This window comes from Methyloprofundus sp., from assembly GCF_965251085.1.
In the GTDB taxonomy this organism is placed as follows: domain Bacteria; phylum Pseudomonadota; class Gammaproteobacteria; order Methylococcales; family Methylomonadaceae; genus Methyloprofundus.
In genome coordinates, this window is the sequence record NZ_OZ252594.1 from 4508864 (window position 1) to 4533791 (window position 24928).

23 protein-coding genes and 2 pseudogenes are annotated in these 24928 nt (G+C 41.8%); 14 read left to right on the forward strand and 11 right to left on the reverse strand.

The window, feature by feature from the left end:
* Window positions 1–231 precede the first annotated feature (231 nt).
* The 3 genes from ACQY3F_RS21270 to nhaD form a co-directional block, all read right to left on the reverse strand.
* On the reverse strand, window positions 232–1728 hold the full coding sequence (locus ACQY3F_RS21270; protein ID WP_428354718.1) for an ISNCY family transposase: 1497 nt from the start codon (window positions 1726–1728) through the stop codon (window positions 232–234).
* Between the two features lie 724 nt (window positions 1729–2452).
* Complete coding sequence (locus ACQY3F_RS21275) at window positions 2453–3793, reverse strand: AmpG family muropeptide MFS transporter (protein ID WP_428357097.1); 1341 nt, start codon at window positions 3791–3793, stop codon at window positions 2453–2455.
* 191 nt (window positions 3794–3984) lie between these two features.
* The gene (nhaD, locus tag ACQY3F_RS21280; protein ID WP_428357098.1) at window positions 3985–5319 is read right to left on the reverse strand and encodes a sodium:proton antiporter NhaD; all 1335 of its coding nucleotides are present in this window, start codon (window positions 5317–5319) and stop codon (window positions 3985–3987) included.
* 197 nt (window positions 5320–5516) lie between these two features.
* Here nhaD and ACQY3F_RS21285 point away from each other — a divergent pair, with 197 nt between their 5' ends.
* Window positions 5517–7172: a nitrite/sulfite reductase gene (locus ACQY3F_RS21285; RefSeq protein ID WP_428357099.1), complete on the forward strand. Its 1656-nt coding sequence runs from the start codon at window positions 5517–5519 to the stop codon at window positions 7170–7172.
* Window positions 7159–7611 (forward strand): DUF934 domain-containing protein, encoded by a 453-nt coding sequence (locus ACQY3F_RS21290; RefSeq protein ID WP_428357100.1) that lies wholly within the window; start codon window positions 7159–7161, stop codon window positions 7609–7611. Before ACQY3F_RS21285 ends, ACQY3F_RS21290 begins: the two co-directional genes overlap by 14 nt.
* Window positions 7612–7999: 388 nt before the next feature.
* Here the strand turns inward: ACQY3F_RS21290 and ACQY3F_RS21295 are convergent.
* Both ACQY3F_RS21295 and ACQY3F_RS21300 read right to left on the reverse strand, forming a co-directional pair.
* Window positions 8000–8467, reverse strand: a pseudogene (locus tag ACQY3F_RS21295) (multicopper oxidase domain-containing protein); the annotation flags it as partial.
* A gap of 230 nt (window positions 8468–8697) precedes the next feature.
* Window positions 8698–9090, reverse strand: a complete 393-nt coding sequence (locus ACQY3F_RS21300) for a putative transposase (protein WP_428357776.1) — start codon at window positions 9088–9090, stop codon at window positions 8698–8700.
* Window positions 9091–9185: 95 nt separating this feature from the next.
* Here ACQY3F_RS21300 and ACQY3F_RS21305 point away from each other — a divergent pair, with 95 nt between their 5' ends.
* Window positions 9186–10382 carry an ISAzo13 family transposase gene (locus ACQY3F_RS21305; RefSeq protein WP_428352931.1) on the forward strand — a complete coding sequence of 399 codons (1197 nt, stop codon included), beginning with the start codon at window positions 9186–9188 and terminating at the stop codon, window positions 10380–10382.
* A gap of 105 nt (window positions 10383–10487) precedes the next feature.
* A complete protein-coding gene (locus ACQY3F_RS21310; RefSeq protein ID WP_428352931.1) occupies window positions 10488–11684 on the forward strand; it encodes an ISAzo13 family transposase in 1197 nt (398 codons plus the stop codon).
* Here ACQY3F_RS21310 and ACQY3F_RS21315 read toward each other — a convergent pair.
* The 3 genes from ACQY3F_RS21315 to ACQY3F_RS21325 are packed head-to-tail and all read right to left on the reverse strand — an operon-like array spanning window position 11615 to window position 13576.
* On the reverse strand, window positions 11615–13054 hold the full coding sequence (locus ACQY3F_RS21315) for a putative transposase (protein ID WP_428357102.1): 1440 nt from the start codon (window positions 13052–13054) through the stop codon (window positions 11615–11617). The two genes, ACQY3F_RS21310 and ACQY3F_RS21315, sit on opposite strands and share 70 nt — an antisense overlap.
* Before the next feature lie 59 nt (window positions 13055–13113).
* A complete protein-coding gene (locus ACQY3F_RS21320) occupies window positions 13114–13497 on the reverse strand; it encodes a hypothetical protein (protein WP_428354267.1) in 384 nt (127 codons plus the stop codon).
* The gene (locus tag ACQY3F_RS21325; protein ID WP_428354266.1) at window positions 13442–13576 is read right to left on the reverse strand and encodes a hypothetical protein; all 135 of its coding nucleotides are present in this window, start codon (window positions 13574–13576) and stop codon (window positions 13442–13444) included. The genes ACQY3F_RS21320 and ACQY3F_RS21325 overlap by 56 nt, the downstream gene beginning before the upstream one ends.
* Window positions 13577–13711: 135 nt before the next feature.
* Between ACQY3F_RS21325 and ACQY3F_RS21330 the strand changes: the two genes are divergently transcribed.
* Together ACQY3F_RS21330 and ACQY3F_RS21335 are read left to right on the forward strand one after the other, a co-directional pair.
* Window positions 13712–14233 (forward strand): reverse transcriptase domain-containing protein, encoded by a 522-nt coding sequence (locus tag ACQY3F_RS21330; protein WP_428357103.1) that lies wholly within the window; start codon window positions 13712–13714, stop codon window positions 14231–14233.
* 92 nt (window positions 14234–14325) lie between these two features.
* Window positions 14326–14556, forward strand: a complete 231-nt coding sequence (locus ACQY3F_RS21335; RefSeq protein ID WP_428356510.1) for a group II intron maturase-specific domain-containing protein — start codon at window positions 14326–14328, stop codon at window positions 14554–14556.
* A gap of 581 nt (window positions 14557–15137) precedes the next feature.
* Here ACQY3F_RS21335 and ACQY3F_RS21340 read toward each other — a convergent pair.
* Both ACQY3F_RS21340 and ACQY3F_RS21345 read right to left on the reverse strand, forming a co-directional pair.
* Complete coding sequence (locus ACQY3F_RS21340; protein WP_428352924.1) at window positions 15138–16214, reverse strand: IS91 family transposase; 1077 nt, start codon at window positions 16212–16214, stop codon at window positions 15138–15140.
* Window positions 16211–17118: pseudogene (locus tag ACQY3F_RS21345) on the reverse strand (tyrosine-type recombinase/integrase). The gene ACQY3F_RS21340 and the pseudogene ACQY3F_RS21345 overlap by 4 nt, the downstream one beginning before the upstream one ends.
* A 300-nt stretch (window positions 17119–17418) precedes the next feature.
* Between ACQY3F_RS21345 and ACQY3F_RS21350 the strand changes: the two are divergent.
* From ACQY3F_RS21350 to ACQY3F_RS21385, 8 genes are all read left to right on the forward strand, one after another.
* Window positions 17419–17682, forward strand: a complete 264-nt coding sequence (locus ACQY3F_RS21350; RefSeq protein WP_428357104.1) for a type II toxin-antitoxin system HicA family toxin — start codon at window positions 17419–17421, stop codon at window positions 17680–17682.
* Complete coding sequence (locus ACQY3F_RS21355) at window positions 17669–18022, forward strand: type II toxin-antitoxin system HicB family antitoxin (RefSeq protein WP_428357106.1); 354 nt, start codon at window positions 17669–17671, stop codon at window positions 18020–18022. The genes ACQY3F_RS21350 and ACQY3F_RS21355 overlap by 14 nt, the downstream gene beginning before the upstream one ends.
* Window positions 18023–18962: 940 nt before the next feature.
* Window positions 18963–19202, forward strand: a complete 240-nt coding sequence (locus ACQY3F_RS21360; RefSeq protein WP_428357107.1) for a type II toxin-antitoxin system VapB family antitoxin — start codon at window positions 18963–18965, stop codon at window positions 19200–19202.
* A 607-nt stretch (window positions 19203–19809) separates the two neighbouring features.
* A complete protein-coding gene (tnpC, locus tag ACQY3F_RS21365) occupies window positions 19810–21312 on the forward strand; it encodes an IS66 family transposase (protein WP_428357108.1) in 1503 nt (500 codons plus the stop codon).
* Window positions 21309–21533: a hypothetical protein gene (locus tag ACQY3F_RS21370; protein WP_428357109.1), complete on the forward strand. Its 225-nt coding sequence runs from the start codon at window positions 21309–21311 to the stop codon at window positions 21531–21533. Before tnpC ends, ACQY3F_RS21370 begins: the two co-directional genes overlap by 4 nt.
* Window positions 21530–22387: a Druantia anti-phage system protein DruA gene (locus tag ACQY3F_RS21375; RefSeq protein ID WP_428353163.1), complete on the forward strand. Its 858-nt coding sequence runs from the start codon at window positions 21530–21532 to the stop codon at window positions 22385–22387. The genes ACQY3F_RS21370 and ACQY3F_RS21375 overlap by 4 nt, the downstream gene beginning before the upstream one ends.
* A 160-nt stretch (window positions 22388–22547) precedes the next feature.
* Window positions 22548–22925, forward strand: coding sequence for a carboxymuconolactone decarboxylase family protein (locus ACQY3F_RS21380; protein WP_428357110.1), 378 nt, complete (start codon window positions 22548–22550; stop codon window positions 22923–22925).
* 132 nt (window positions 22926–23057) lie between these two features.
* Window positions 23058–23447, forward strand: coding sequence for a hypothetical protein (locus ACQY3F_RS21385; protein ID WP_428357112.1), 390 nt, complete (start codon window positions 23058–23060; stop codon window positions 23445–23447).
* A 91-nt stretch (window positions 23448–23538) separates the two neighbouring features.
* On the opposite strand, the gene ACQY3F_RS21390 is transcribed toward ACQY3F_RS21385, so the two are convergent.
* A complete protein-coding gene (locus ACQY3F_RS21390; protein ID WP_428357113.1) occupies window positions 23539–24372 on the reverse strand; it encodes a glycosyltransferase family 2 protein in 834 nt (277 codons plus the stop codon).
* Window positions 24373–24928: the final 556 nt, after the last annotated feature.

Below are 24928 nucleotides of genomic sequence, written 5' to 3' on the forward strand. Positions count from 1 at the left end.
GTAGCATCAGTTTACGAATACGTGTCCGTACCCTGCGTCATTGTTTTAAATAGTGCCTGAACGAAAAGTCAGTTTTTTAAAAAAACATCACACCCAATCTACCATAATATTTTCCGATTTGGCTTAGTTGAGATAACAATCCACCCATTATTACGAATTTGCTCAGCACAATGCTATTGTGCCACTTTTCAGACATACTAATCCCTCAGTAAGGCCACTTTCTTTAAAAACTTAAGCGGCTTTCTTTTTTTCTTTGGCCAATCGTTGTCGTTCCATATCTCGTTTAATTGCGCCCACTTTTTGTATGTTCCTTGATAATACAGCCAGTGCGGTATAGCGTTCAAAACCATCAATTCCATGGTCCCGACATTGACTCAATCCATGAACCTGCAATGCATTAATGGCCGACTCAACAGCTGAGTGTTTCTTTTTGGCCTGTTTAAATTGATCGGCATATTCACGTTCCTTGTCCTTGACCGATAATTTCCCTTTTTTCGGCAAAGTCACTTCATCAAGTATCTCTTTCAGCCCACTTTGATTGCTCTTGCTATGAAAGCCTTTGTCAAAACTACACGCATTGAACGCTGGAAATTTCGCTTGTGTCGCTTCAACCATACCTATGGCTATTTTATCATCCGTTTCTTTTTGCATGACCTTATGATGCAGTATGAATCCGTGGTAGTCTTCAACTATACAGACGCGTATACCTAATTCAACGGGAACCCCTGCCTTGCCTTTGCTAATCCATTCGGTATGTGGCTGAAACAGGGAAAATACTTTTTCATCATGAGGGATGGTTTCTCCCTCAATCACGCGTCGTCTGATCTGATCGACTTGTCGATCGCCATGCTGGAGAAAGGTTTGCATCTTAAGCAATAGGACTTCTGGAACCTTATAGGTGCTTATTAATAACGCATAACTTTGAGTGACTCGGTTCAGGTACTTTTGAGCTAAATCAATATAAACCTGATGTGCGTTACAAATCAAATCGGCCTGAGCCCGTTTTTTCTTTTCGTCCTTCGAGGTGGAATGACGCAGCTTTTGAATCCGTCTATATTGTCGTTTGAATTCAGTGAGGTTATGTTTATGCTGCCGCCAATCGGGAAGGTCGTGTTCCTGGCACCAGTAAACACACTGACGGAATAAGACCCTCATCACATCGTAAAGCAAGTTAATGTCGGTTGGAAAGTGAACATCGGTTTTTAAGACAAATGAATCGCAACGCCCCTGAATGGATGCAGTGGACTCTAAATTAAGCAACTGATAACCCGAGCGAATGACTTCAGTATTAATGCGATCCATGATCTCAGGTGTAAATAACTTTAGATTATCTCTTAGGGTTTGTAAGCGATAGTTTTTGTCATCAAAAGTACCGTGCCCTAGCATCATTCTGAGCGTTCGATGTTCGTTGGCGAGTTCCTGGATACGATCGAAGTCAGCACCGAGTGCTACCCGTAAGGTGCCTAATACCAGAATACGCCACTGTTCCATGCCGGGACGACCTTTATTTGATGAGACGGCAGCTGTTTCATCACTGCCTTTTTTGTTCTTGCGCGGGATGACTTCTTGAAGAATTTTGAAAACAGCTTCTTTTAAAGGGCCAGTTGTATAGATGTGTTGCAAGCCCAGCAGGATGAGTGGAATATCATCGCGTGATGTGACATCAATGACGATGTTGGCAATATCGACTTGTCCTATTTCCAGTTGTGATGATATGACATTTCTCATGGTTTTTTTTGCGGCGAAGTTTTGCTAATAGAGGGCTGGAATTAAAGGTTCGGTATTTGCCAATGCACTTTCTGGGTAAAAAGACCTATTTAAAAACAGTGACTTATGTGTTTTGTATGAAAAATACTAAAATGGCGATTTTTTAATCTTCAATCGTTTTATTAGCTGTTATTATAGCATAGTTATCTGATTTTAAAGGGAATTTAGTTATTTCCGTTCAAGCACTAAATAGCACATCCTGATGTGCTGTCGTATCTATTAATCCAATAGCGAAATCGGCCGTTAATGCCCGCTGGCCCGGTGACCCCGTCAACGCGGCTAATTCTACCACTCGTTGGATTGCAAAATCGCGCTAATTTCAACCTTTCTTAACACACGTCAATTTCACAATAAAGAAGAGAAAAAATGGAGCCAAGTCCCGAATTGCGAATTTAGGCTGGGACTAAGAACACCCCAGCCTAATAAAATCAAAAGCATAGCAATTCATCAAAGATAATAAGGTGAGACTAAAATAGGTAGGATGCTGCTTCGTTCCTCAGCAGCATCCTACGAACCGTAATAAGTATCCTATTGTTTTCAGAGAAATCAAGTTATCTGAGACTATTGTGCGATAACGGCGGGCTAAAGCGCCGCCCTACTTCGGGGCAATATTTATCAGGTCAAGCCAAAGCCAACTTGAAAAAATGAATTTTAAAACTAAACATGCGGGAGCCCCTGCTTGAGTTTATAAGGCTTTATCAGCAGGTTGTTGCAACCGCATTAGTACCAGCACCAGAATGATTGCTGGCAAGCCTACTGAAGAAGCATATAAAAAGAACATGGCATATCCATAAGCATCTACAATCAGCCCCGAAAATCCCCCCATTAACTTTGCTGGTAAAGTCATTAAGGAGCTAAATAAAGCGTATTGCGTAGCAGTATAGGCGCTATTGGTTAAGCTAGATAAATAGGCGATAAACACCGAAGTTGCTATACCGCCACTTAAATTATCGGCACTGATAACAATGGCTAATAAACTAAGGTTTGGTTCTGAAAGAGCAAGCAGTACAAATAATAAATTGGTGGTAGCGACTAATACGGCACCCAATAGCAACGGTTTCATCAAGCCATAACGGATTACCAGTACACCGCCGAGTACTGCGCCAAAGATGGTCATAAAAAAACCAAAAATCTTGCTGACATCGGCAATTTCTTTTTTACTAAACCCTAAGTCTAGATAAAAAGGGTTGGCCATCACACCCATGGTGATATCGCTCATTTTATAAAGCGCTATCAGGGCTAGAATCCAGATGCCTAGCTTGCCGTTACGTATAAAGAAATCGGCAAAAGGGCTAATAACGGCATCTGAAAACCACGCGCTTAAGCGTTGTAGTCGGCCTTGATTTCGCTGTACTCCCAGCGCTGCTTCAATTTTATTTTCCAGTTCTGCTGTTTGCTTGTCTTGCTTATGTCTGGGTTCAGAGCTTAGCAACGTGGTTACTATGCCAACAAACATGCATAACGCCATCGCTGAATAGGCCGCATTCCAGCCTATATATTCGGCGAGATAAAAAGCCCCTGCGCCGGACACCAGCAATGCAACTCGATAGCCAAATACATACATGGCAGCCATGGCAGCTTGGTATTCAGGCTCGATGGCTTCAATACGATAAGCATCGATTACGATATCTTGTGTTGCCGAACAAAAAGCGATCCATACGGCTGTTGCGGCAATTAATTCAATTTGTAGCTGCGGGTTTAATTCGGCTAAAGCCATTAAACCTGCTGAAATGCCTACTTGGGCCAGTAGCATCCAACTACGCCTTTTACCAAGTAGCTTGGTTAAAAAAGGTAAAGGCAATCTATCCACAACGGGCGCCCATATAACCTTGATCGAATAGGTTAGGCCTACCCAGCTAAAAAAACCAATAACGGATAAAGTGACCCCCGAATCGCGTAGCCAGGCTGACAGAGTAGAGAAAACCAGTAAAAAAGGGAGCCCGGCAGAAAAGCCAAGAAAAGACATGCCCAGTACTTGTGGGCGTATATAAGCAGCAAACGATTGTTTCCAGCTGTGCTTGGTCATATTGGAGTGGTAGATAATGTTTCAGAAATAAAAAAAGGGAGCAGAATACAACATCCACTCCCTTTATTTAAGGACAATCATTTCGTAGGACGCGGCTTTAGTCCGCCTTGTATATAATGGAAGGCGGGCTAAAGCCGCGTCCTACATCTTATATCCTATGACAAGAATAATTTACCTGATGGGTGCAGCAATCAGCCATTTATTAAATAATGGGCAAAAATACTGGCGAAATAACCTATAGCAATGACCGGTGTCCATTTAATATGGCTGAAGAAAGTATACTTATGGTTAGATGAACCCATTAAAGCAACCCCGGCCGCAGATCCTACTGATAACAATGATCCACCAGTACCCGCCGTTAATGTCACTAATAGCCATTGATATAAGTCCATATCCAGATTCATGCTTAAGACCGCAAACATGACCGGAATATTATCCACAATCGCTGAGATCATCCCCACTAAAATATTGGCAGGTGTTTGACCTAAGCCATCATACATACCTGATGCAATGAGTTCCAGATAACCAATGTAGCCTAAACCACCGACAGCAAAGACAACCCCAAAGAAGAAGAATAAGGTATCCCACTCAGCATCACGTACTCTATCAAAGATATCAAACTCATCGTGCTCTTCACCTTCACCTGAGCTATATAAAGTTTTAACCCTAAAGCCATAAACCATTAATACCCCAAGACCTGCCATCATACCCATAAAAGGCGGCAAATGGAGTACTTGTTTGAAGCTTACTGCCGTGACAATAGTTAATAAAAATAGTACACAGACCTGGATAGCTCCTGGTTTTAATTGTACTGCTGACTCGTTGGTCGCTTCGGGTTGCTCATCGGGTACTGCGAGATACATAAAGTAAGCAGGGATAATATAGTTAATAACCGAAGGGATAAATAATTGAAAGAAATCAAAAAATTCAGCATAGCCTGCTTGCCATACCATCAATGTAGTAATATCACCAAAGGGGCTAAACGCGCCTCCGGCATTAGCAGCAACCACAATGTTAACAAAGCCAATGGCAACAAATTTTTCGTTACCTTTACCTACGGCTAAAACAACAGCACCCACCAATAAGGCTGAAGTCAGGTTATCTGCAACCGCTGATAAGAAGAAGGTAATAATTCCGGTAATCCAGAACAATTTTTTATAGCCAAATTCTTTTCTAATCATCCATGAGCGTAAGGCTTCAAAGACATTACGCTCAGCCATGGCATTGATATAAGTCATCGCTACCAGTAAGAACAGCATTAGTGCCGCATATTCTTTCAGATTAAACTCAAATGCTTCATGTAAGGCTTCAGTAGAAACGCCAGCCTCTGCGGCCAAAACCGCTGCATGTGCCCAGATGACGGCAGCAGCAATAATAACAGGCTTGGATTTACGTAAGCCGGTAAATTCTTCGGCCATAACAAAGCCATAGGCGATGATAAAGATCAGCACGGTATAAATACCACGCTCAGTCCCGGTAAGACCTAAATTAACAATTTGCTCTTCAGCCATTGCCATCTGCGGCATACAAAGCAGCGCAGCAAAAATTAAAAATAAGCGAAACACATCAACCCCCTAAGATTATTATTATAAGTTATTTTTATTGAGAAACAATACAAAAAATTCAACCGCTTATCGTAGCATTTTATATTTAAATTGTCATTTAATCACTGGCGGTATATGATTAATAATTCTGTGCAACTCGCTCGTATAAGCGCATTCAAATGTATCAATATAGCAATAAAGATCAAACCCTCATCGACGAACGCGTCACTCAGTTTCGCGATCAAACCGAACGTTTTTTAAAAGGTGAAATTCCTGACGATAAATACCGCGCTTTGCGTTTAATGAATGGGTTATATGTTCAGACATACGCTCCTCTATTACGTGTTGCCGGGCCTTATGGTTTACTTTCTAGTAAACAAATTAGAAAGCTCGCATCAATTGCCCGGGATTATGACAAGGGTTTTTGTCATTTTACAACCCGACAAAATATCCAGTTTAACTGGCCTGCGCTGGAAAGCGTGCCAGATATTCTCGACGAATTAGCGAGTGTACAAATGCATGCCATTCAAACCAGTGGTAATTGTCTTAGAAATACGACGACCGATCAATTGGCTGGCGTTGCTACAGACGAGCTAGAAGACCCGCGTCCGTATTGCGAGATTATTCGCCAATGGACAATCTTGCATCCTGAATTTGCCTATTTACCACGTAAATTCAAGATTGCTGTGAGCGGTTCTACACAAGACCGCGCCGCCACGCAATTTCATGATATAGGCCTGCATTTAGTAAAAAACGATCAGGGTGAAATCGGCTTTAAGGTTTTTGTCGGTGGTGGTCTGGGGCGTACACCTGTCATTGCTAAGGTGATTCGACCCTTTCTAGAGAAAAAACATCTGCTTTCATATCTGGAAGCGATATTAAGAGTTTATAACCTGTATGGTCGCCGTGATAATAAATATAAAGCCAGAATAAAAATTCTGGTGAGAGAAACCGGGCTTGCAGAGATTAGTAAAAAAGTTGAAGCTGAGTGGGCTTTAATTAAAGATAAACTGGAACTTAGTGCCCAGCGGGTTGCGGAAATGCGGGAGCAATTTACACCACCTGCATATCTTCCTTCCGCGTCAGAAGACAGTAGTTATGGCAATAAGTTGGCAAATAACCCGGATTTTGCAACTTGGGTAAAACATAATACGGCCGATCATAAAGTTGCAGGTTATCGCGCCGTTTATATCTCTTTAAAAGCACCTGAAAGTCCTCCGGGGGATTGTACTGACAGCCAGCTGGATGCAATTGCCGACCTGGCTGACCAATACAGCTTTGGTATGGCGCGCACCACGCATCGTCAGAACTTAGTATTGGCTGATGTACAGCAAGCTGATTTATTCGATGTATGGCAAAAGCTGGATGCATTAAGGTGTGCAACACCTAATATTGGCAAGGCAACAGATATGATTTGTTGTCCCGGCCTGGATTATTGTTCGCTAGCGAATGCGGGCTCGATTGGGGTCGCCAAAGAAATCAATGAAACACTGGATTCCATGGATTATGTGCATGATCTAGGTGACTTGAAAATCAATATTTCCGGCTGTATGAATGGTTGCGCGCATCAAAGTGTTGGCCATATCGGTATTCTGGGTGTTGATAAAAAAGGTGCCGAATGGTATCAGGTAACCTTGGGCGGTAGCTCGGAAAATGATGCCGCTATAGGTCTAAGGCTGGGGCCCGCCGTCAGTAAACAGAATATTACCCCGGTCATTAAAACCATACTTGAAGTATATCTAGAGCAACGAAAACATGATGAAGAGTCTTTTCTTGCTACAGTAAGGCGTGTTGGCGTTGGCCCATTTAAGGAGAAAGTTTATGCAACTTATTAAAGATAAAGTCCTTACTCGGGACGATTGGGCGTTTGTTGCAGATGATACAACACTAAAGTCTGATTACAATATAGTTTCTCTAGCGCGCTGGGAAACTGAGCGGGATGCGCTTCTTCAGCAAGGCAAGCATTTAGGACTAAGGCTGGAATCTGATAGCAGCATAGAAAACATAACGGATGATATTGCTAACTTCCAATTGATAGAGCTATTTATCCCGGTGTTTACCGATGGTCGTGCTTTTACTCATGCCTGTTTATTACGCAGTCGATATGGATTCACGGGGGATATTCGTGTCAGTGGTGACTTTATGCGCGACCAGGTTTATTATCTAAACCGGGTTGGAATAAGTAGTTTTGTATTAAATGATCAGGACAATGCGCAGCAAGTCATACAATCTATGGATGATTTTTCCGTGGAATATCAAGAGTCGGTTGCTTGAGCCTCAGCGCTAAAATACGGAACTAAAAAGACTGTAAAAGCGTTTTTATAGGTTAGGTAGAGGTACGAAACCCAACAATTAATACCTCCTAAGCTATTGATTATTGAGATTCGAAAGCTTACTTTTAGTTATCAATCTTGCCTTTTTAGGCGTATTATTGAATACTTTTACAGCTTTTAAAGACCTCGCTTCCTTTAGTGTGATTTATACTTCGCACGGTCACGGATGCGGCTATATAGTGGGCTGATTTTTGTCGGTAGTAAGGCGTTGAAACTGGCACATGGCTGGTTACGTATCGGTTTCAGCAACGTAGCTATCGGCAAAAACTCAGCCGCTAGAAATTCGCAGTCGTGACTGCGCGAAGTATATTCTAATATCCATTTGAAGCCTACTTCTTTTCCTCCTTGTATTGAATATCAAATCCAGGGAATACTTGCCCAGTACCTGTATTCGCATCAACAAAGGACCCGCTCTGTTCAAATGCCTCGGCTAAACTTACACGCGGATAAATAGCGCTCACCTGAGCAGCACTCATATTCTCCTGAGTGACCTTAAAGCGTGCCTCATAATTACTATCTGCAACACTGGCTACAACTTCCACTAGTTGCATCATGCCGTTATCTTCATGTAACAATATATGGCAATGATTAACATATTGACCGACATAATCAGGAAATCGTGAGCGAAATATCGCACGTCCACGCCCACGTGGCAGCCAGACAACATCCTGCCAGCGCGGTTCCGTCAGTACATTAACCAGCGATCCATCTGCAATTGGCACGTCCTGACGACTTAACCAGAATGGATTGACATGTATATGAAATGGATGATCAACCGTTGTGGTACTGATAGCCGTTAAGTTTTCGGCTTCTGCCTCTGCACGAGTGACAGCCTTGCCTTCTTAGTGAGGCGGCCATATAGAGTTGATTCTGTCGAACCATAAGCTTTGCGAATTATTATACACCGTCCATTCTTCTGAACTCCCTAACCACATTTGCGGATGAATATCTGTGGGATCGAATTTACGTCCATCAATTGCCATCGTCAGACATCTTGATTCAGACGAAACTAATTTGAGACCATTTCCTAATTTTTTGCGGATGAAGTCAGCTCATAAATTAAGCGCAGATCGGTTCCTGGATAATTGAGTTCCGTTTGATTAAGTTGTTCAAATAACTTTTCTATTGCTTTATTACTTGCAGGTCGGGAAGTACTATGCACACGTATCCGAAGTTGTTTTTTTACTTTATCGGGTAATATATCTGCTTCTGTCACAAACAGCGTTTGTAATAGTTGCCTTGCCATCGGAAAGTCGATTGTCGGTGAGGTTAGCAGAGCGGCCATTGCTGTTTCTGCCCGATAAGCGATCATGTTGACATTATCTATCAGCCGCTTTTTCCCTGGCAGAAGCTGTTCGAACTTATCTTCGTCTCTCAACTCTTGCCAGGTAATGTGTTTGGGCGTTTGGCTTAGGGAGATGGAAAGAAATAATCATCCAAACGAAGTAAGCTTGTGTCTCAATAATTTATAATAATGAATTCTGAATTTATTCTCACACTAGGCAGATAAGCTTGTTGATATTAACAGATAGCATTATAGGTTGGATTATAAATACAGCCCATCGTTTAAAAGGCTCGGTACGTCGTATATTCATGGCTGAAACGGTGGAGCTACTAGGCTCAGGTGGTGCAAGTATTGCTGAAGAAAAACTAGGATGGAATAGAGGCACTATCCGAAAAGGACAATATGAACTTGAAACTCAGCCCATAGAAGATAATTTTTCAGCGAGAGGGCGTAATAAAAGTGAAGAGCATTTTCCTCATCTACTTGATGACATAAAAAAAATTGCTGAACCGGAGTGTCAAACGGATCCCTCTTTTAATTCCTGTCGATTATATACCCGGCTAACGGCTAAAGAAGTTAGAAAACGTTTACTGGAGATTGATTATTACGATGAAAAAACATTACCTTGCTCAAAAACTATCAATACAAAATTAAATGACCTGAGTTACCATCCAAAAAAGGTACAAAAAACAAAGCCTCATAAGAAAATCAAGGAAACGGATGCAATTTTTGAACAAGTTCATTCAGTCAATGGAATGGCAGATATCAACCCAAAAGAGATTCGTATATCAATTGATGCCAAAGCAAGAATGAATATAGGAAATTTTTCACGGGGAGGACGAAATCGGGTTTTAACAAAAGCAGAGGATCATGATTTAGATGTTAAGGAAAAGTTAACTCCTTTTGGTTTTTATCTGCCTGAACATGATGATTTTTTCCTTTTCTTTACAGCAGGCTATGCCAGCAGTGATTTCATCGTTGACCGATTGGAAGAAATTTGGCCAGAAATTCAAGAAAAATATGGAGTAGATATTCTGACAATTAACGCTGACAATGGTATGGAGAACAGTAGCTCCAGAACTCAGTTTATAAAAAGGCTTGTGGAGTTTGCTGAAAAAAGCAACATAAAGATAAAACTGGCCTACTACCCTCCTTATCATAGTAAATATAACCCAATTGAACGAGTATGGGGAGCCTATGAAAATCATATTAGTGGCGACATAATGGATACAGTTGAAACAACTTTAAAATTTGCCAAAAGTATGACCTACAATGGCAAAGCACCTATTGTTAAATTAACAGAAAAAATATATGAAACAGGAGTAAAGGTAGGTAAAAAAGCAATGAAGACGTATTATCAGTTTGTTGACCGAATGCCATCGTTGGAGAAATGGTTTTTGACCATTTCTCCTGGTTGTTCTGGATGATTATTTCTTTCCATCTCCCTAATCATCCAAACGAAGTAAGCTTGTGTCTCAATAATTTATAATAATGAATTCTGAATTTATTCTCACACTAGGCAGATAAGCTTGTTGATATTAACAGATAGCATTATAGGTTGGATTATAAATACAGCCCATCGTTTAAAAGGCTCGGTACGTCGTATATTCATGGCTGAAACGGTGGAGCTACTAGGCTCAGGTGGTGCAAGTATTGCTGAAGAAAAACTAGGATGGAATAGAGGCACTATCCGAAAAGGACAATATGAACTTGAAACTCAGCCCATAGAAGATAATTTTTCAGCGAGAGGGCGTAATAAAAGTGAAGAGCATTTTCCTCATCTACTTGATGACATAAAAAAAATTGCTGAACCGGAGTGTCAAACGGATCCCTCTTTTAATTCCTGTCGATTATATACCCGGCTAACGGCTAAAGAAGTTAGAAAACGTTTACTGGAGATTGATTATTACGATGAAAAAACATTACCTTGCTCAAAAACTATCAATACAAAATTAAATGACCTGAGTTACCATCCAAAAAAGGTACAAAAAACAAAGCCTCATAAGAAAATCAAGGAAACGGATGCAATTTTTGAACAAGTTCATTCAGTCAATGGAATGGCAGATATCAACCCAAAAGAGATTCGTATATCAATTGATGCCAAAGCAAGAATGAATATAGGAAATTTTTCACGGGGAGGACGAAATCGGGTTTTAACAAAAGCAGAGGATCATGATTTAGATGTTAAGGAAAAGTTAACTCCTTTTGGTTTTTATCTGCCTGAACATGATGATTTTTTCCTTTTCTTTACAGCAGGCTATGCCAGCAGTGATTTCATCGTTGACCGATTGGAAGAAATTTGGCCAGAAATTCAAGAAAAATATGGAGTAGATATTCTGACAATTAACGCTGACAATGGTATGGAGAACAGTAGCTCCAGAACTCAGTTTATAAAAAGGCTTGTGGAGTTTGCTGAAAAAAGCAACATAAAGATAAAACTGGCCTACTACCCTCCTTATCATAGTAAATATAACCCAATTGAACGAGTATGGGGAGCCTATGAAAATCATATTAGTGGCGACATAATGGATACAGTTGAAACAACTTTAAAATTTGCCAAAAGTATGACCTACAATGGCAAAGCACCTATTGTTAAATTAACAGAAAAAATATATGAAACAGGAGTAAAGGTAGGTAAAAAAGCAATGAAGACGTATTATCAGTTTGTTGACCGAATGCCATCGTTGGAGAAATGGTTTTTGACCATTTCTCCTGGTTGTTCTGGATGATTATTTCTTTCCATCTCCCTTAGTTTTTCCTTGATGGTTTTTAGTTCATTTTCATAATGCTCTATTTCTTCGAGTAATTCTGCTCGTTTTCTTTCCCATTTCTTGTATTTCACATCTTCCGTTTCATCTTTTTTAATCACCGGATGAAGTTCCATCGCTGCAAATCGAGATAGACGGTAATTGAGTTTGGATTGTATCGAATTACGCTGTCCTTCCTGTTGGCGCCTATCAGGGTTGACCACCTTTTGGGTATCGGATAGTGGCTCTATTCCATACTCCTGTAGCATATCTAGCCCATAGTGGTGCTTCATATATCTAAAAAAGTTATCTTGGCACCACCGGCTAAACATTCGCCCAGAAACAGCCGTCAATTCTAGTTCATAGGCTGTGGTAATAATACTGGTTTGGTGACCAGAATCAGTCAACTTGCGCACTTCTCTCATCCACATCGCCTGTTTTTTGGTTCCAACCAGACTGCCTCGTTCGGCGAGTTTCATGATGACTTTTTCACCACTCGGTAGGGTGATCTCCTGGCCGGAAAAATTGTCCAGTGGCCAATTTTCGGTGGGAAATTTATGATAGGTCATGCAAGCGACACGATGCTTGTTCCACATCTTTCTAAAGAATGCGGGGCTATAGCCTTCTCTATCAAACACCAGGATAAAACGACAGGCTTGTTTGTTTTGCTGTAATGCTTGTGCACTCGGTTGATTCGGAATGTCTTTGAGTAATCGGGGGACGATATCTTCTTCCAGCGTTTTTAGTAAGCCCGGATCCACCGTTTTTTCAACGACAAAGAAGGGACGCCCCGTACCATCATTAACCCAGTAGTCGGTGATACCCCGTAAGCAGAGTTTTTCGCGTGAAACATGCCGTTTGGGAAGTTTAGTCAAGTGTCCATGATAGACACGGACATGACCATCTATGTAGAGTGTTCCTGCTGCCTCTGGTTCATTTTCCATCCATTGTCGACTGAGGTCGGCCGCCCAGCTTTCAACTGATTCTGGATCAGACAGTCCTTTTACTTTGGTTCTTAAACAACGCACTTCGGGAGCCCGATCCAGGCCAAGTAGTTTTCCGAATTCACCCGGTGCATGCTCGCGAAGTTGTTCGGCATTTTTGATGCGACATAGCCCCATAAAGGCGAGTAGCAATAGAATATGAAAGGTTTGATAGTAACCTGTCAGTTTGCCCAGGTGGCGCTCAATGTCATTTAATAAGCCATTGCCAAGTAACGCGGGCAATGCACATAACACACCGCCTTTAGGAACATCTAAACAGGATTCGAATTCGATTGAGGCTCCCTTTTCCTGCTCACCCAAAGCAGCCTGGATTCGCTCTTCTACTCGAGTGCAGGCCGTACCAAGCACATCGGCTGCATTGGCATCTATAATATCACGGGCTGATTTGGTACTGCCATCATTGGGGTCTATTGATGCGGCAGACTTTTTTTTAAACGTCCATCACTGATCGCCTTGCGAAAGGTATCTGCCCGGATGCCTAATTCTTTAGCGGCTTCGTTAGGCGTCATACCTTGATCCAGATATTCCTGAGCTTGCTGCAAAACCTCAAGCGTAAAGAGTGGTCCTCCCTTGCGAGTCGGGCGAGGTTCAAAAAACGAATCAGCCCCTTTTTCTCGTAGTTGCCTTAATGAGCGCATAACACTACTTTTAGAGACACCAAAGGTTGTAATAATATCGATTGAACGACAGGAACCGGTATTGGTGAGTTGAGAGGTGTGAAGTCTAAATAATCTCTTATTGTCCCTGGTGAGAATAGATCGGGATACCGCCGAGGAAATAAAACCACTCATCATTTCGGTTATCAACACTGACCTGACCATTTATAATAGTCGTACCCTGAGGAATTATTGGGAGCATGAGTTGCTGCATTAATTGAATACCTCGTATGATATGAGGGCTTAGTTTAACCTAAATGAGTACCATTTTCATTTCTTTAGCTGAAAATATCAATCATTGGACAATAATTCCCTAACCCTTTAATTATATTGCCTAGTTTAAGTTTTAATGGATTTCTTTCAGGATAGCGAATCAAGATGTCTGAATGTAAATCAAGAGCAACTGATACGCTTTATCAGTCATCGAATAGCGGACAAACGGATCCTCAGACTCATCCAACGGTTTCTAAAAGCAGGGATACAAGAAGACGGACAGCACAAAGCCAGTGAAACAGGCACACCGCAAGGTGGAGTCATCTCACCACTGTTAGCCAACATTTACCTACACTACACATTAGACTTCTGGTTTGAAAAGTGTATAAAGGAAAAGTGTCAAGGCTATGCAAAGCTCATCCGCTATGCGGATGACTATGTTGTTTGTTTTCAAATAGAAGCTGAAGCCAAGCACTTCAAGAAAGCCATGGAAACACGGCTTAAGCAATTTAACCTTGAAGTCGCGCCTAAGAAAACCAAGCTGTTTGAATTTGGAGTCTTTGCGCAGTCAAAAGCAAAAGCCAGAGGCGAAAGACCATCCACGTTCGATTTTCTAGGGTTCACGCACGTAGTCGAGATGGCAAGCGTTATCGGATGAAAAGGAAAACGGTTAGCAAAAGATTGATCGCCAAAGTTGTTGGATATAAAGAATGGTTGAAGGCACATCGAACACTGCCCACCGCTCAAATTATGAAAACGACAGCCGCGAAACTACGCGGACATTTTGCCTATTACGGTGTGACCGATAATAGTAAAAGTCTACAAAGCTTTGCCTATTGGGTAAGGAAAACGTTGTATAAATGGTTAAATCGTCGTGGAAAACGGGGTTGCTACACATGGGAAAAGTTTATTAAACTTCTCAAGTTGTATCCATTACCGAATCCACGAATTACGGTGAATTTATTATCTACTTCATGGTAAAGCGTGTTGTCGAGGAGCCGTGTGCGTAAATAGCGCCAGCACGGTTCTGTGAGGGGCGTGGTAACAACTGATGAGAATTAGCAATGGTTAGAAATCACACAGTAGCTGCGTGCAGCGAAGTGTACAATAAAAGTATTATCGACTCATTGACTAGCTTGTCGGAAGAACCCGTCTACTCGACCAGACTCGATTGAAAAGCAGAAAAATCAGTTTACAAATTGAAAATGTTAAAACTATGGTCTATAACTTTCTAACGAATAAGGTTAGATTGTGATCGCGAAGCGAGCCACAATCTGAACCGTTTGTTGGACAAGCCCGGCACGATAGTAGGAATTCATTTAATGCGCTCTATGAAAATAGCTTTTTGTTGATCAGCCCGACTGATGAATCGAACCTCTGTTTTTACCTGTTTAACTGAACTTTGAGCGTTGTCCATTGCAGTCAACTCTCAAAGTCCAAGTATCGGAGCAAAATTCTGCCTTAATCTCCGATTTTAGCCCAAGCAACTCCCTCAGCATTTAATCCGCTGATAGCCTGGGTCGAAGTGTTTAAATTTACATAAGCGCTAGTGATTCCAATTGTTAAGTTGGCAAAGGCTGAAACATTATTTCCACCCTGGGTATTTGCCGACGCCCAACAACCATCGCCCCGCCACAACATTTGCAACTGAATGCCGGCCGTACTTTGAGTGCACGCAATATCTTCGTCGGGTCAAACTTTAGCAGGGAGTGAATCAACTTAATAACACCCTTGCTATTCGGATGTAAAAAGCCATAATTGCGCGCACGACGAAAGCCTTTAGGCAAAACATGTTGCAGCACCAGCCACAGAAATTTAGCCCCCGATACCGTTTTGGTTTGATAGCGTTTGGTTTTGCTGTCTTGATAACGGTAGGTTACTTTGCCATTTTGGCAGGATAAGATATCCTGTTCACGAATCACACCACGATACAGGTATCGACCCAGATATATCAATGCTTTATCGCCTGCACCGACAAACTTACAATCGACCACCCATTTTTCCGGAATAGCTGTGGGAAATGGCAACTTTTCTTCGTTCATACGCGCTAGCATCTTTGCACGAAATACTTTTGCTAGTGCTTTATGATGAAACAGGTATTTGCCTTCCTTAGTGCGCCAGAGCTTCTTGATTTTATCCACGATTGCCGCAGGCATAATGACATGAATATGCGGATGATAATTTAATTCGCGTGAGTGTGTATGTAAGACAGCAATCGCCCCGGCATCGCCTTGCAACTGCTTATCATTTTTACTAAAACTCTGTAAAGTCGCCCAGGCACAGTCAAACATCATACTGTAAAGTAACCGCGGATGCTGCCTGGCTAACGACCTTAACTGCGCAGGTAAGGTAAAGGTATTCATAAAATAATCAGCAGGGACTTGTTTTTGTACCTGTCGTTCAATCCATTGTTGACTCTCATGATGTTGACAATGCGGGCAGTTACGCTGGCCACAGGAATGAGGCACAAAGGTTTGATAGTCACAGTCTGCACAGTTAACCTGCATCACAGGACTCAGCTGTGTCCGACAGCTCTTCATGGCATGTAATGCACTGATCTGATTGGAGCGTAAACGAGATTGATACTCGCTTAAAAAGTCAGACTGAAATTGATCAATCACTGCAGCTAGGGTTATCATGAAATCTGCCCCCAGTGAATAGAAAAGTCATTGACTAACTGATTAATGTGCAGCTCTGCATTCTCATCGGTAATATCGGTCAAATGCGTATAGCGAGCCGTGGTTACTAAACTGGTATGGCCCAGAATCTTCTGCAACTCAACTAAATCAACCCCGGCTTCTAACAGGTGAGTGGCGTAACTGTGGCGCAGCGAGTGGCAGGAAATCTTTTTTTTAGTCCCATTTCTTGCGTCACAAGACGGATTGTCTTCTGGATGCCACCGCGATCAAGGGGGGATTCAGCAAGATGTGCACCTTTTAGACCCCGGGCACGGTTGGGAAATACCAGCACTGGATTTTTATGCACAGCCCAAAACTTACGCAACACCTTCAAGGTATTCACAGGCAAAGGCACAAGCCGATCCTTATTGCCTTTGGCATTGCGAATATGTACCCGCATGCGTGTCGCATCAATATCACCTACTTTCAGGCTTAAGCCCTCGCCCAAACGTAAACCTAGACTGTAAATCGTAAAATAAAAAACTCGATAGCTTAGATTACGGGTCGACATAAACAGTTGTTGTGCTTCAACCACAGTGACAATATCGGGTATACGCGTACATCGTGGTGGTTTAATCATTAGCACATCAACCCACGGCTTTTGTAGCACATGTGTATAGAAAAACTTGAGACCATAGAGATCTAGTTTCACGGCACTCCAGGAAAGGCGGCTTAAAAGAGCATGAAAATAATCCACCAGTTGATCTTGCGTTAAGTTATCCAGATGCCCCTGAAAGTGTTCCCCGATACGGCGAATAGCGCGTGAATAAGCGTCAATGGTTTTGGGTTGCAGTCCCTTAAGCTTTAAATGCTTACAGTGCTGGATATAATAATGGTTGAATTTAAGCTCTATCGATGGTGTCATAACAGTGTAACCTCATTATTGTTAGTTGGATGAGCTTACAAGTTACCTGTTATGCATATAACAGGCAATGAGGTTACACTTTAAATTTAAGGGATGCGCTGTTTTTCTCCGCGATAGCGGCTTCGTCCAACACGGTCACCCAGCCGACCGCTGGAAGCGCAGTTCGTTTTTTTAGGTCAGTTTTATATCGAATTTCAGTGACGTTGTTGAAATTTATCATATACCTTCCAGCGCCGGCTGATTCAGTCGTTTTGATACCATATTTTGACACTGAATAGGGTAGGTGCTATTCTTAGTCCTATGAATAATAAGCACCTTAAAACATTAAGAGCAATATTTTCAAGTCCTGTAGCATCATCAATTATTTGGAGTGATATTGAAAAATTATTTATTACTTCAAGCTGTAAAATAACTGAAGGTCGAGGTTCACGAGTACGGGTGATGAAAAATGGTGTTTTTGCTGTATTTCATAGACCACACCCAGAAAAAGAGACAAATAAAGGTGCTGTAATTTCTGTAAGAGAATTTTTAACAAAAATTGGAGTACAAAATGATGCAACATAAAGGCTATAAAGGGTGTTTTGAGTATGATGACGATTCAGATATTTTTCATGGTCAAGTCATTGGGATTAAAGATATTGTTACTTTTCAGGGGAGAAGTATAGATGAGTTAAAATTAGCATTACACGATTCTGTAGATGATTATCTTGAAATGTGTGAGCAAGAAAAAAAATCCCCTGATAAACCTTTCTCAGGTAAATTTAGTTTACGTTTAACCCCAGAGCTACATAGTAATATTGCTGAATCGGCTGCATTAACAAAAACAAGCATAAACTCATGGGTAGTAGAAGCGGTAGAAAATTTTTTGAAACAAGAAAAAATTAATAAACATTCTGCTATTTAAGAAGTGTAGTGAAAATTAAAAACTAATCGGGATAGGGAGCTACTCAAGTAGCCCCTTCCCACAGCGCCGTATACGGCAATGGCATTCGCTTAAGCCATTACCCCATTCGGTTAAGAGTCCGCACGAATACGATAGTATGAGAAATCACTTTGCCCACTCCCACTTCAGGTCTACATTAAGCTGTCGATTCACACCCCCGCCATTTATTCACTGGCTTTTTCGATTTTCTCACATAGGATCGACCCGGCCTCACTTTTTGATGATTTCGTGAAATAGAGCTGACAATGTCATCCATCACTTTTTTAATGCAGCGCGCTGGAACAAACATAATATCTTCCAGATGCCTCGACATTGTCGCCAGGCTATTTTTAATAGTTCGCTTGTATTGTTTGTTTCGGATCCATTTCGTCGGGTTGCAAATTTAACAGGCTATTCAACAAATTTTCAGATTCGTTCGTACAGAGTCTGCTCATGGTGATCAATACAAAATGTGCAAAAAAGAGCGCGGGGTCCCGAATTGCGAATTTAGGCTGACACTATTATGCGATACCGGCGGGCTAAAGCGCCGCTCTACTTCCAATATTTTATTCAGATCAAGCTCACTTGAAAAAATGAGAAAACCAATGGGCCGGTATCGATTGATGTAAGTTTCAATGTATCTATATGACTTTTAACAAAATAAGATTTTTTATCTAGCCTAAATCTATTGGTTTGTATATCCCAAAGCATAGAGTTTATTCCTAATAACTGAAGTTAGAGTAAAATTAAATTCTGGTTTGTAAGTTGAATGCGATGCTTTTTCAATTTTTTATAACTTGGCATTCAACCCGCCAAGCTCTTCTTATGTGTAGTTTATTGCGGAGAAAATAAGCCAGTAGTTTGCCAAGTTTTTGATGTGAAACAAGCTGGTTAATTCATGGTCTCAGTCTCTTGAAAAGTTATGCATGATGTCGTAATATTGTATGCATCTATATTACGGAGGGCATATGAGAACTACTCTGATTTACCAGAGAATTTACTTATTGAGGCAATGAAAGTAACCCATGTAAAGACAAAAACAGGGGTCATTATTCGGGCATTAGAAGAATGGGTTAAAAAATCGAAAATTTCTGATCTCAAAAATTATCAAGGGAAAATTGATATAGACCTTAATCTTGATGAGCTCAGAGATCGTCATTAGTGCAAGTATTAGTAGACACATCAGTCTGAATTGATTATTTTCGGATTAATGGTGATTCTAAAAACTTAGATTTACTAATAGATGAAAATCTCATTGTTATCAACGAGATTGTGTTGGCAGAGTTACTGCCCTATCTAAAGATAAAAAAGCAACTGTAAGTAATCGAATTACTGCATGAAATCAATAAAACTCCACTAGACATTAACTCATTGAATTTCAAGTAAAATATTTGGAGGGTGGCGCAAATGGGGTAGGAATTCCTGATTTAATTATTGCCCAAAATGCAAAGCAGAATGGTAGTAAGGTCTACTCTTTAGATAAACATTTTCGTTTATTGAATCAGGTCTTGAGCGTTGATTTGTATAATTAACAAGGCTAAATCGGGTAAGGGCTAGTTTTTCTCCGGCCCTCCCTACGTGCGGCTCATCGCCATTATGAATAATGGCACTTAACCCATTGCTCTTCAATCGAGACTAAACCTTGCGGCTTTCGCTAAGCGGTAATACCCCAATGTCATTAAGTTGTAAATATTCGACTAACCCATCTATACAGCAATAAATAAAAAGAGTACGGGACACATCATCCAAAACCCTGTATAAAGGTGTTCATGGAAAGTGCCTCCCAACATTCAGCAGCGTGTCCGCAACGCATAGAGACAGGAGAAATCACAAAGTCTCCCTTTGCTCAAATTGTCATTGAACTGACACAAGCAGAGTATATACAGCTTAAATGGGATGCAAACTATTGGAAAGGACAGTATCACCAGGTCAAACAGAAAAATGAAGATCTTAAGCTAGAGCTTGAATCTGCACAGGCACGCATTCGAGACTTGAAACAACGCCTATTTGGCAAAAAAACTGAAAAAGGCGTTGCCAAGAGAAATAGTTCTGGAAGACATAATCATACTGATACACCTCGGCCTCGTGGCCAGCAAAAAGGTAGCAAGGGACACGGGCGCACTCCCCGTCCTGATTTGCCGATTATTGAAGAAGAGCATGACATTGCTGCTGAAAACACGTTGTGCCTAGTTTGTACAAAACCCTACAAGCTTCTGTCACAGACAGAGGATTCAAATATTGTTGAAATAAAGGTTAACAGCTATATTCGTCGTGTCAAACGAAAGGTGACTGTTCAGGGCTGTCAATGCGAGGGAGTCACCGGATTGATTACGGCTCCTCCTGCACCACGTCTTATCCCCAAAAGTGGTATTGGCATCTCGGTATGGAGAGAAGTTCTGCTTAACAAGTTTCTGTTCTCACGAGCACTCAATAATTTGTGTACAGATTACACACATCGAGGTCTATGCATTGCCCCTGGCACACTCACGGGTGGATTACAGAAGATAGCTCCGCTATTCGAACCGCTCGTCAATGAACTGGTTAAAAAACAACTCACCGAAGATCTATTCCATAATGATGAAACCGGCTGGAAAGTGTTTGAAATCATAGAGGGAAAAACGGGCTACCGCTGGTGGTTGTGGGTCACTCAGTCCCGTTCGGTAGTCTATTACATACTGGCACCTAGCCGTAGTGGTGATATACCCATCAAGTATTTTTCCGGACTGGATAAACACCTGGAACAGGTCATTGTGGTCTGTGATCGTTATAAAGGTTACATTCGGCTGGCACGGGAAATTCCACAGATCATACTGGCTTTCTGCTGGGCACATGTCCGCCGTGACTTTCTGGATGCCGCCAGAAGCTATCCGAAACTTGAAGCATGGATGCTTGATTGGGTCGAACTCATTGCCGAACTCTATCATCTTAACAAGCAACGCCTGAAAGAGTGGGACGAAACAAAAAGCCTGGAAACCCAGAATCAAGACTTCAAGCAACACCATCAAGCCCTTGCACAGGCAAGCCAAAAGATGAAAGAGCGCTACGCGCATTTACTGGAAGCGGAGAAAGAGAACAAAAACCTAGAGCGCATTCAATGCAAGATCCTAAACAGCCTGAATAACCACGGGAAAGGATTGATGGTATTTGTGGCTAATCCCCAGGTGCCCATGGACAACAATATCGCCGAGCGGCGTATGCGTAATCCCGGTATGGGGCGTAAAAACTATTATGGTTCAGGGAGAGTCAATGGAGTGCCAGACTGGCAGCCATGATGTTTTCACTGTTTCAGACAATCCTGTTATGGGGATTGAACCCACATCACTGGCTTCACGACTATCTAGATGCCTGTGCGAATAATGGTGGGCAGCCTCCCTCAGACATCCGCCCGTTTATTCCCTGGATGATGAGCGAGTCGCGCAAACAGCAGTTGAGCAAACCCTTGCCTGAACTGACTGCGACTCCACTCGAGTCAGAACAGCCCCAATCACCATGACACGGTATTGTGGACGAAACTTTAGCGAGCAGGAACTGGAACAGATGCGGAAATTGATTGCCGAGGATGCTGGGCGCACGCGTGCCGAACTTTCGCGCCTGACCTGCAGGATGCTTGATTGGTACAAGCCTGATGGGGGGCTCAAGGATATGTCATGCCGTGTTGCCATGCTGCGCATGGCAGAAGATGGACTTATCGCTCTGCCGCCACCACGGCGCAAACCACCCCCGCGACAGAAACTCAACTTTACTGAACAGACGGACCCGCAACCAGCGATCCTCCGGCCTGTTCATGAACTTGCGGCCATCCAGCTTTGTCCAGTCATCACCCGTGATCATTCACGACTATGGAATGAGTACATACATCGCTACCACTACCTGGGGCACAAGCCGCTACCCGGCGCACAGCTTCGCTACTTCGTCATCCTCGACGAGCAAATTATTGCAGCGCTCGGTTTTAGTGCGGCCGCCTGGCAAACGGCACCACGTGATCAGTTTATTGGCTGGAGCCACGAACAGCGGCAAAAAAACCTGCCGTTAGTCGTGAACAATGCCCGTTTTCTGATTATGCCCTGGGTGAAATCCAAAAATCTTGCTTCCACTATTTTATCCATGATAGCTCGTCGCCTTCCTACACAATGGGAAGAGCGTTATGGCATCCGTCCGGTGTTACTGGAAACTTTTGTTGATACCGAGCGATTTGCAGGGACTTGTTACAAAGCCGCCAACTGGATCTACGTAGGTAAAACCAAAGGGCGCGGCAAGTTGGGACCTGCTGGTAAACAAAGCGTACCCATCAAAGACTTATGGCTTTATCCGCTGTGTCGTCAGTTTAGAAGCCACCTAACTCGCTGATTCCAGGTAGTATGTGTTGGTCGAATATTTACGATGAGGGGGGGCATAAACGCTTGATTTTAAACACAGTTTCTCTCCAGCAAGAGAGGGCTTAAGTCAACAGCATTGAGTCTATAGGCTGCCCTGAAGAATATATCACCTGAATCATACGGAGAAAAAAATGGCTAATGAACTTTATCGCAAAGGTATGCAAGAGATGCGTAAGCATCTGGGACCTGAAGCAGATCACTATATAGAAAATATAAAGGAAATTTCACCGGAATTTGCAAAAGTCAATGTTGAATTTCCTTTTGGTGAGCTTTATACACGAGATGTTCTGGACGATAAAACGCGTGAATTATGTACCGTTGCGGCCCTCACAGTGCAAGGCTTCGCGACACCTCAGCTAAAAATTCATGTGCATGCTGCACTCAATTGTGGCGCCTCCCGTAAAGAAGTGGTTGAGGTGATTACTCAAATGATAGCGTATTGCGGATTTCCAGCTGCAACCAACGCTTTAATGGGTGCCAAAGATGTATTTGCTGAGCTGGATGCATAACAAAAACAAGATCATTTATCTCCCGTTATTCCCAATTTGCAATGCAAATTAGAATATAAAATACTTTTTTTAAATTGAGCGCGTACAATCGTTTTTCGATATGAATTAAATTGAAAAATAAAATAAAATAAAATGAAACAAATAAATTTAGGTATGGCTTTAGCAGGTTTTTTATTAATGAGCAGCAATGTATATGCTGAAAGTATGCCATTAACTGAGCAGAATATTCAGGGATCGTGGGTGCTGGATTACACTAAAAGATCTGAAAAAACACTGGAAACATTAACGCGGGAAGACACTTGGATATTTAAAAATGGTAAGGTCACTATTACGCATATTCCACGCAATGGAAGCTATTATGATCAATTACCGGTAAATTATGAACTTTCAGAGAGTACATTAAACATTGCTATTTTGGGTAGAGCAGGTAGGTTTGATAAATTTACTTTGATCAATAAGGATGATAAAAATATGACGCTCAAAGCGAAATATGGCGATATTTATCAGTTTACGAAAAAATAGTTCCTCGCTAACACGTCATTGCTCGCGTTATTAAGACTAACTAGAGTTAGGTTTACCCTAGAAAAATCAGTTGAGCGTGAATTTATAGTGCTCAACTGATTTTTCTAGTCAGATATTTATCAAGCAATTGCTGGTAGTGATGTGCAGAGTCGATTTTGCCGCGCTTTAATGCCCCATTTCTAAAAATAGCTGCCTTTTTTAGCAGCATTTGTATCGCAAGATGTTTATTCTCTTCGCTTAAATCAGGTTGGGAAATGATTTTTTCTAAAGCCTGGATTCTGAATCTATCCATGCCCCAGTGCTTATGAGAAAGCTGGTCCTCATGTCCACCGTATTTTTTTATCAGTGGTTGCTTTATAAACAAGACTGGGTATTTTGCGCTAATCCGTAACCATAGATCGTAGTCTTCGCAAGCAGGCAGGTCTTCATCAAACAGCCCGACATCTTCAAAAACCGAGCGATGAATGATGATAGATGATGGTGACATGGCACATAAGGGCAGGCATTCAGCAAAAATCCAGCCACCTGTTTTTTTATGTTTGTGCATAGCGTTCACTCTAACGCCATTGCGAATCCAGATTTCTTCACTATGACAGATTTTTAATTCAGAGGCCTGTTGCAAAGCCCTGACTTGAACTGTTAGTTTCTCTGCCAGCCAGGTATCATCAGAATCCAGAAAAGCGACCCAATCACCTTTAGCTTGCTGAATGCCAATATTTCTAGCGGCACTTACGCCTTTATTTGTTTGCGTAATAATGCTGACTTGCGGGAACTCGTCATTAAGCATCTGCAGCGTATTATCTGTGGAGCCATCATCGACAATAATGATTTCATCGGGAGGCCTGCTCTGTTGGAATACCGAAAGCAGCGCACGCTTAAGTAGTAAGCAACGGTTATAAGTCGGGATGATCAGGGAGATTTTCATGAAATGACTTTTCTGGAGTTATGTCCGCTACTATACTTCGCGCGGTTACGGATGCGGTTATATAGTGAGCTGATTTTTGTCGATAGTTACGTAACGGTTTCAGCAACTAGCTATCGGCAAAAACTCAGCCGCTAGAAATACGCATCCGTGACCGCGCGAAGTATAGCTACAAATGGAAAATTGTCAGTAATTTTACCGCAAGGATTGCAGCGAAAAATAATATAAAGGATTTTTTTGCAACCCCCTTAAAACAGAATTTTTTATTAAATCAGGGTGATTAAGTTAAATGCCACAAAGTTTCAAGTGATTTAACTTGTTGATTTGCGGAAATGTGCAGAGAGATAGCTATATTAAAGAGTTTTCTATTGGCAATTAGATATATAAAGCAGCTATTATGCCAAACTTGGCGACAAATTGTCGCGCGTCAAAATGCCACATTTGCAAAGAGAAATAGTTCACATAAACTATGTCCAACTCTTGAATGCGATCCTTTCTGGATATCAGAGCTATCTCCTTCCTCTAATGCGGCTGTAATGGCCGCATTTTTTTTCTAAAG

Bases quoted from the DNA above. Each gene is read 5' to 3' on its own strand.
- ACQY3F_RS21270 (WP_428354718.1), bottom strand. From the start codon at position 1,728: ATGAGAAATGTCATATCATCACAACTGGAAATAGGACAAGTCGATATT.
- ACQY3F_RS21275 (WP_428357097.1), bottom strand. From the start codon at position 3,793: ATGACCAAGCACAGCTGGAAACAATCGTTTGCTGCTTATATACGCCCA.
- nhaD (WP_428357098.1), bottom strand. From the start codon at position 5,319: ATGCCGCAGATGGCAATGGCTGAAGAGCAAATTGTTAATTTAGGTCTT.
- ACQY3F_RS21285 (WP_428357099.1), top strand. From the start codon at position 5,517: ATGTATCAATATAGCAATAAAGATCAAACCCTCATCGACGAACGCGTC.
- ACQY3F_RS21290 (WP_428357100.1), top strand. From the start codon at position 7,159: ATGCAACTTATTAAAGATAAAGTCCTTACTCGGGACGATTGGGCGTTT.
- ACQY3F_RS21320 (WP_428354267.1), bottom strand. From the start codon at position 13,497: ATGAGTGGTTTTATTTCCTCGGCGGTATCCCGATCTATTCTCACCAGG.
- ACQY3F_RS21325 (WP_428354266.1), bottom strand. From the start codon at position 13,576: ATGCAGCAACTCATGCTCCCAATAATTCCTCAGGGTACGACTATTATA.
- ACQY3F_RS21330 (WP_428357103.1), top strand. From the start codon at position 13,712: ATGGATTTCTTTCAGGATAGCGAATCAAGATGTCTGAATGTAAATCAA.
- ACQY3F_RS21335 (WP_428356510.1), top strand. From the start codon at position 14,326: ATGAAAACGACAGCCGCGAAACTACGCGGACATTTTGCCTATTACGGT.
- ACQY3F_RS21340 (WP_428352924.1), bottom strand. From the start codon at position 16,214: ATGATAACCCTAGCTGCAGTGATTGATCAATTTCAGTCTGACTTTTTA.
- ACQY3F_RS21350 (WP_428357104.1), top strand. From the start codon at position 17,419: ATGAATAATAAGCACCTTAAAACATTAAGAGCAATATTTTCAAGTCCT.
- ACQY3F_RS21355 (WP_428357106.1), top strand. From the start codon at position 17,669: ATGATGCAACATAAAGGCTATAAAGGGTGTTTTGAGTATGATGACGAT.
- ACQY3F_RS21360 (WP_428357107.1), top strand. From the start codon at position 18,963: ATGCATGATGTCGTAATATTGTATGCATCTATATTACGGAGGGCATAT.
- tnpC (WP_428357108.1), top strand. From the start codon at position 19,810: ATGGAAAGTGCCTCCCAACATTCAGCAGCGTGTCCGCAACGCATAGAG.
- ACQY3F_RS21370 (WP_428357109.1), top strand. From the start codon at position 21,309: ATGATGTTTTCACTGTTTCAGACAATCCTGTTATGGGGATTGAACCCA.
- ACQY3F_RS21375 (WP_428353163.1), top strand. From the start codon at position 21,530: ATGACACGGTATTGTGGACGAAACTTTAGCGAGCAGGAACTGGAACAG.
- ACQY3F_RS21380 (WP_428357110.1), top strand. From the start codon at position 22,548: ATGGCTAATGAACTTTATCGCAAAGGTATGCAAGAGATGCGTAAGCAT.
- ACQY3F_RS21385 (WP_428357112.1), top strand. From the start codon at position 23,058: ATGAAACAAATAAATTTAGGTATGGCTTTAGCAGGTTTTTTATTAATG.
- ACQY3F_RS21390 (WP_428357113.1), bottom strand. From the start codon at position 24,372: ATGAAAATCTCCCTGATCATCCCGACTTATAACCGTTGCTTACTACTT.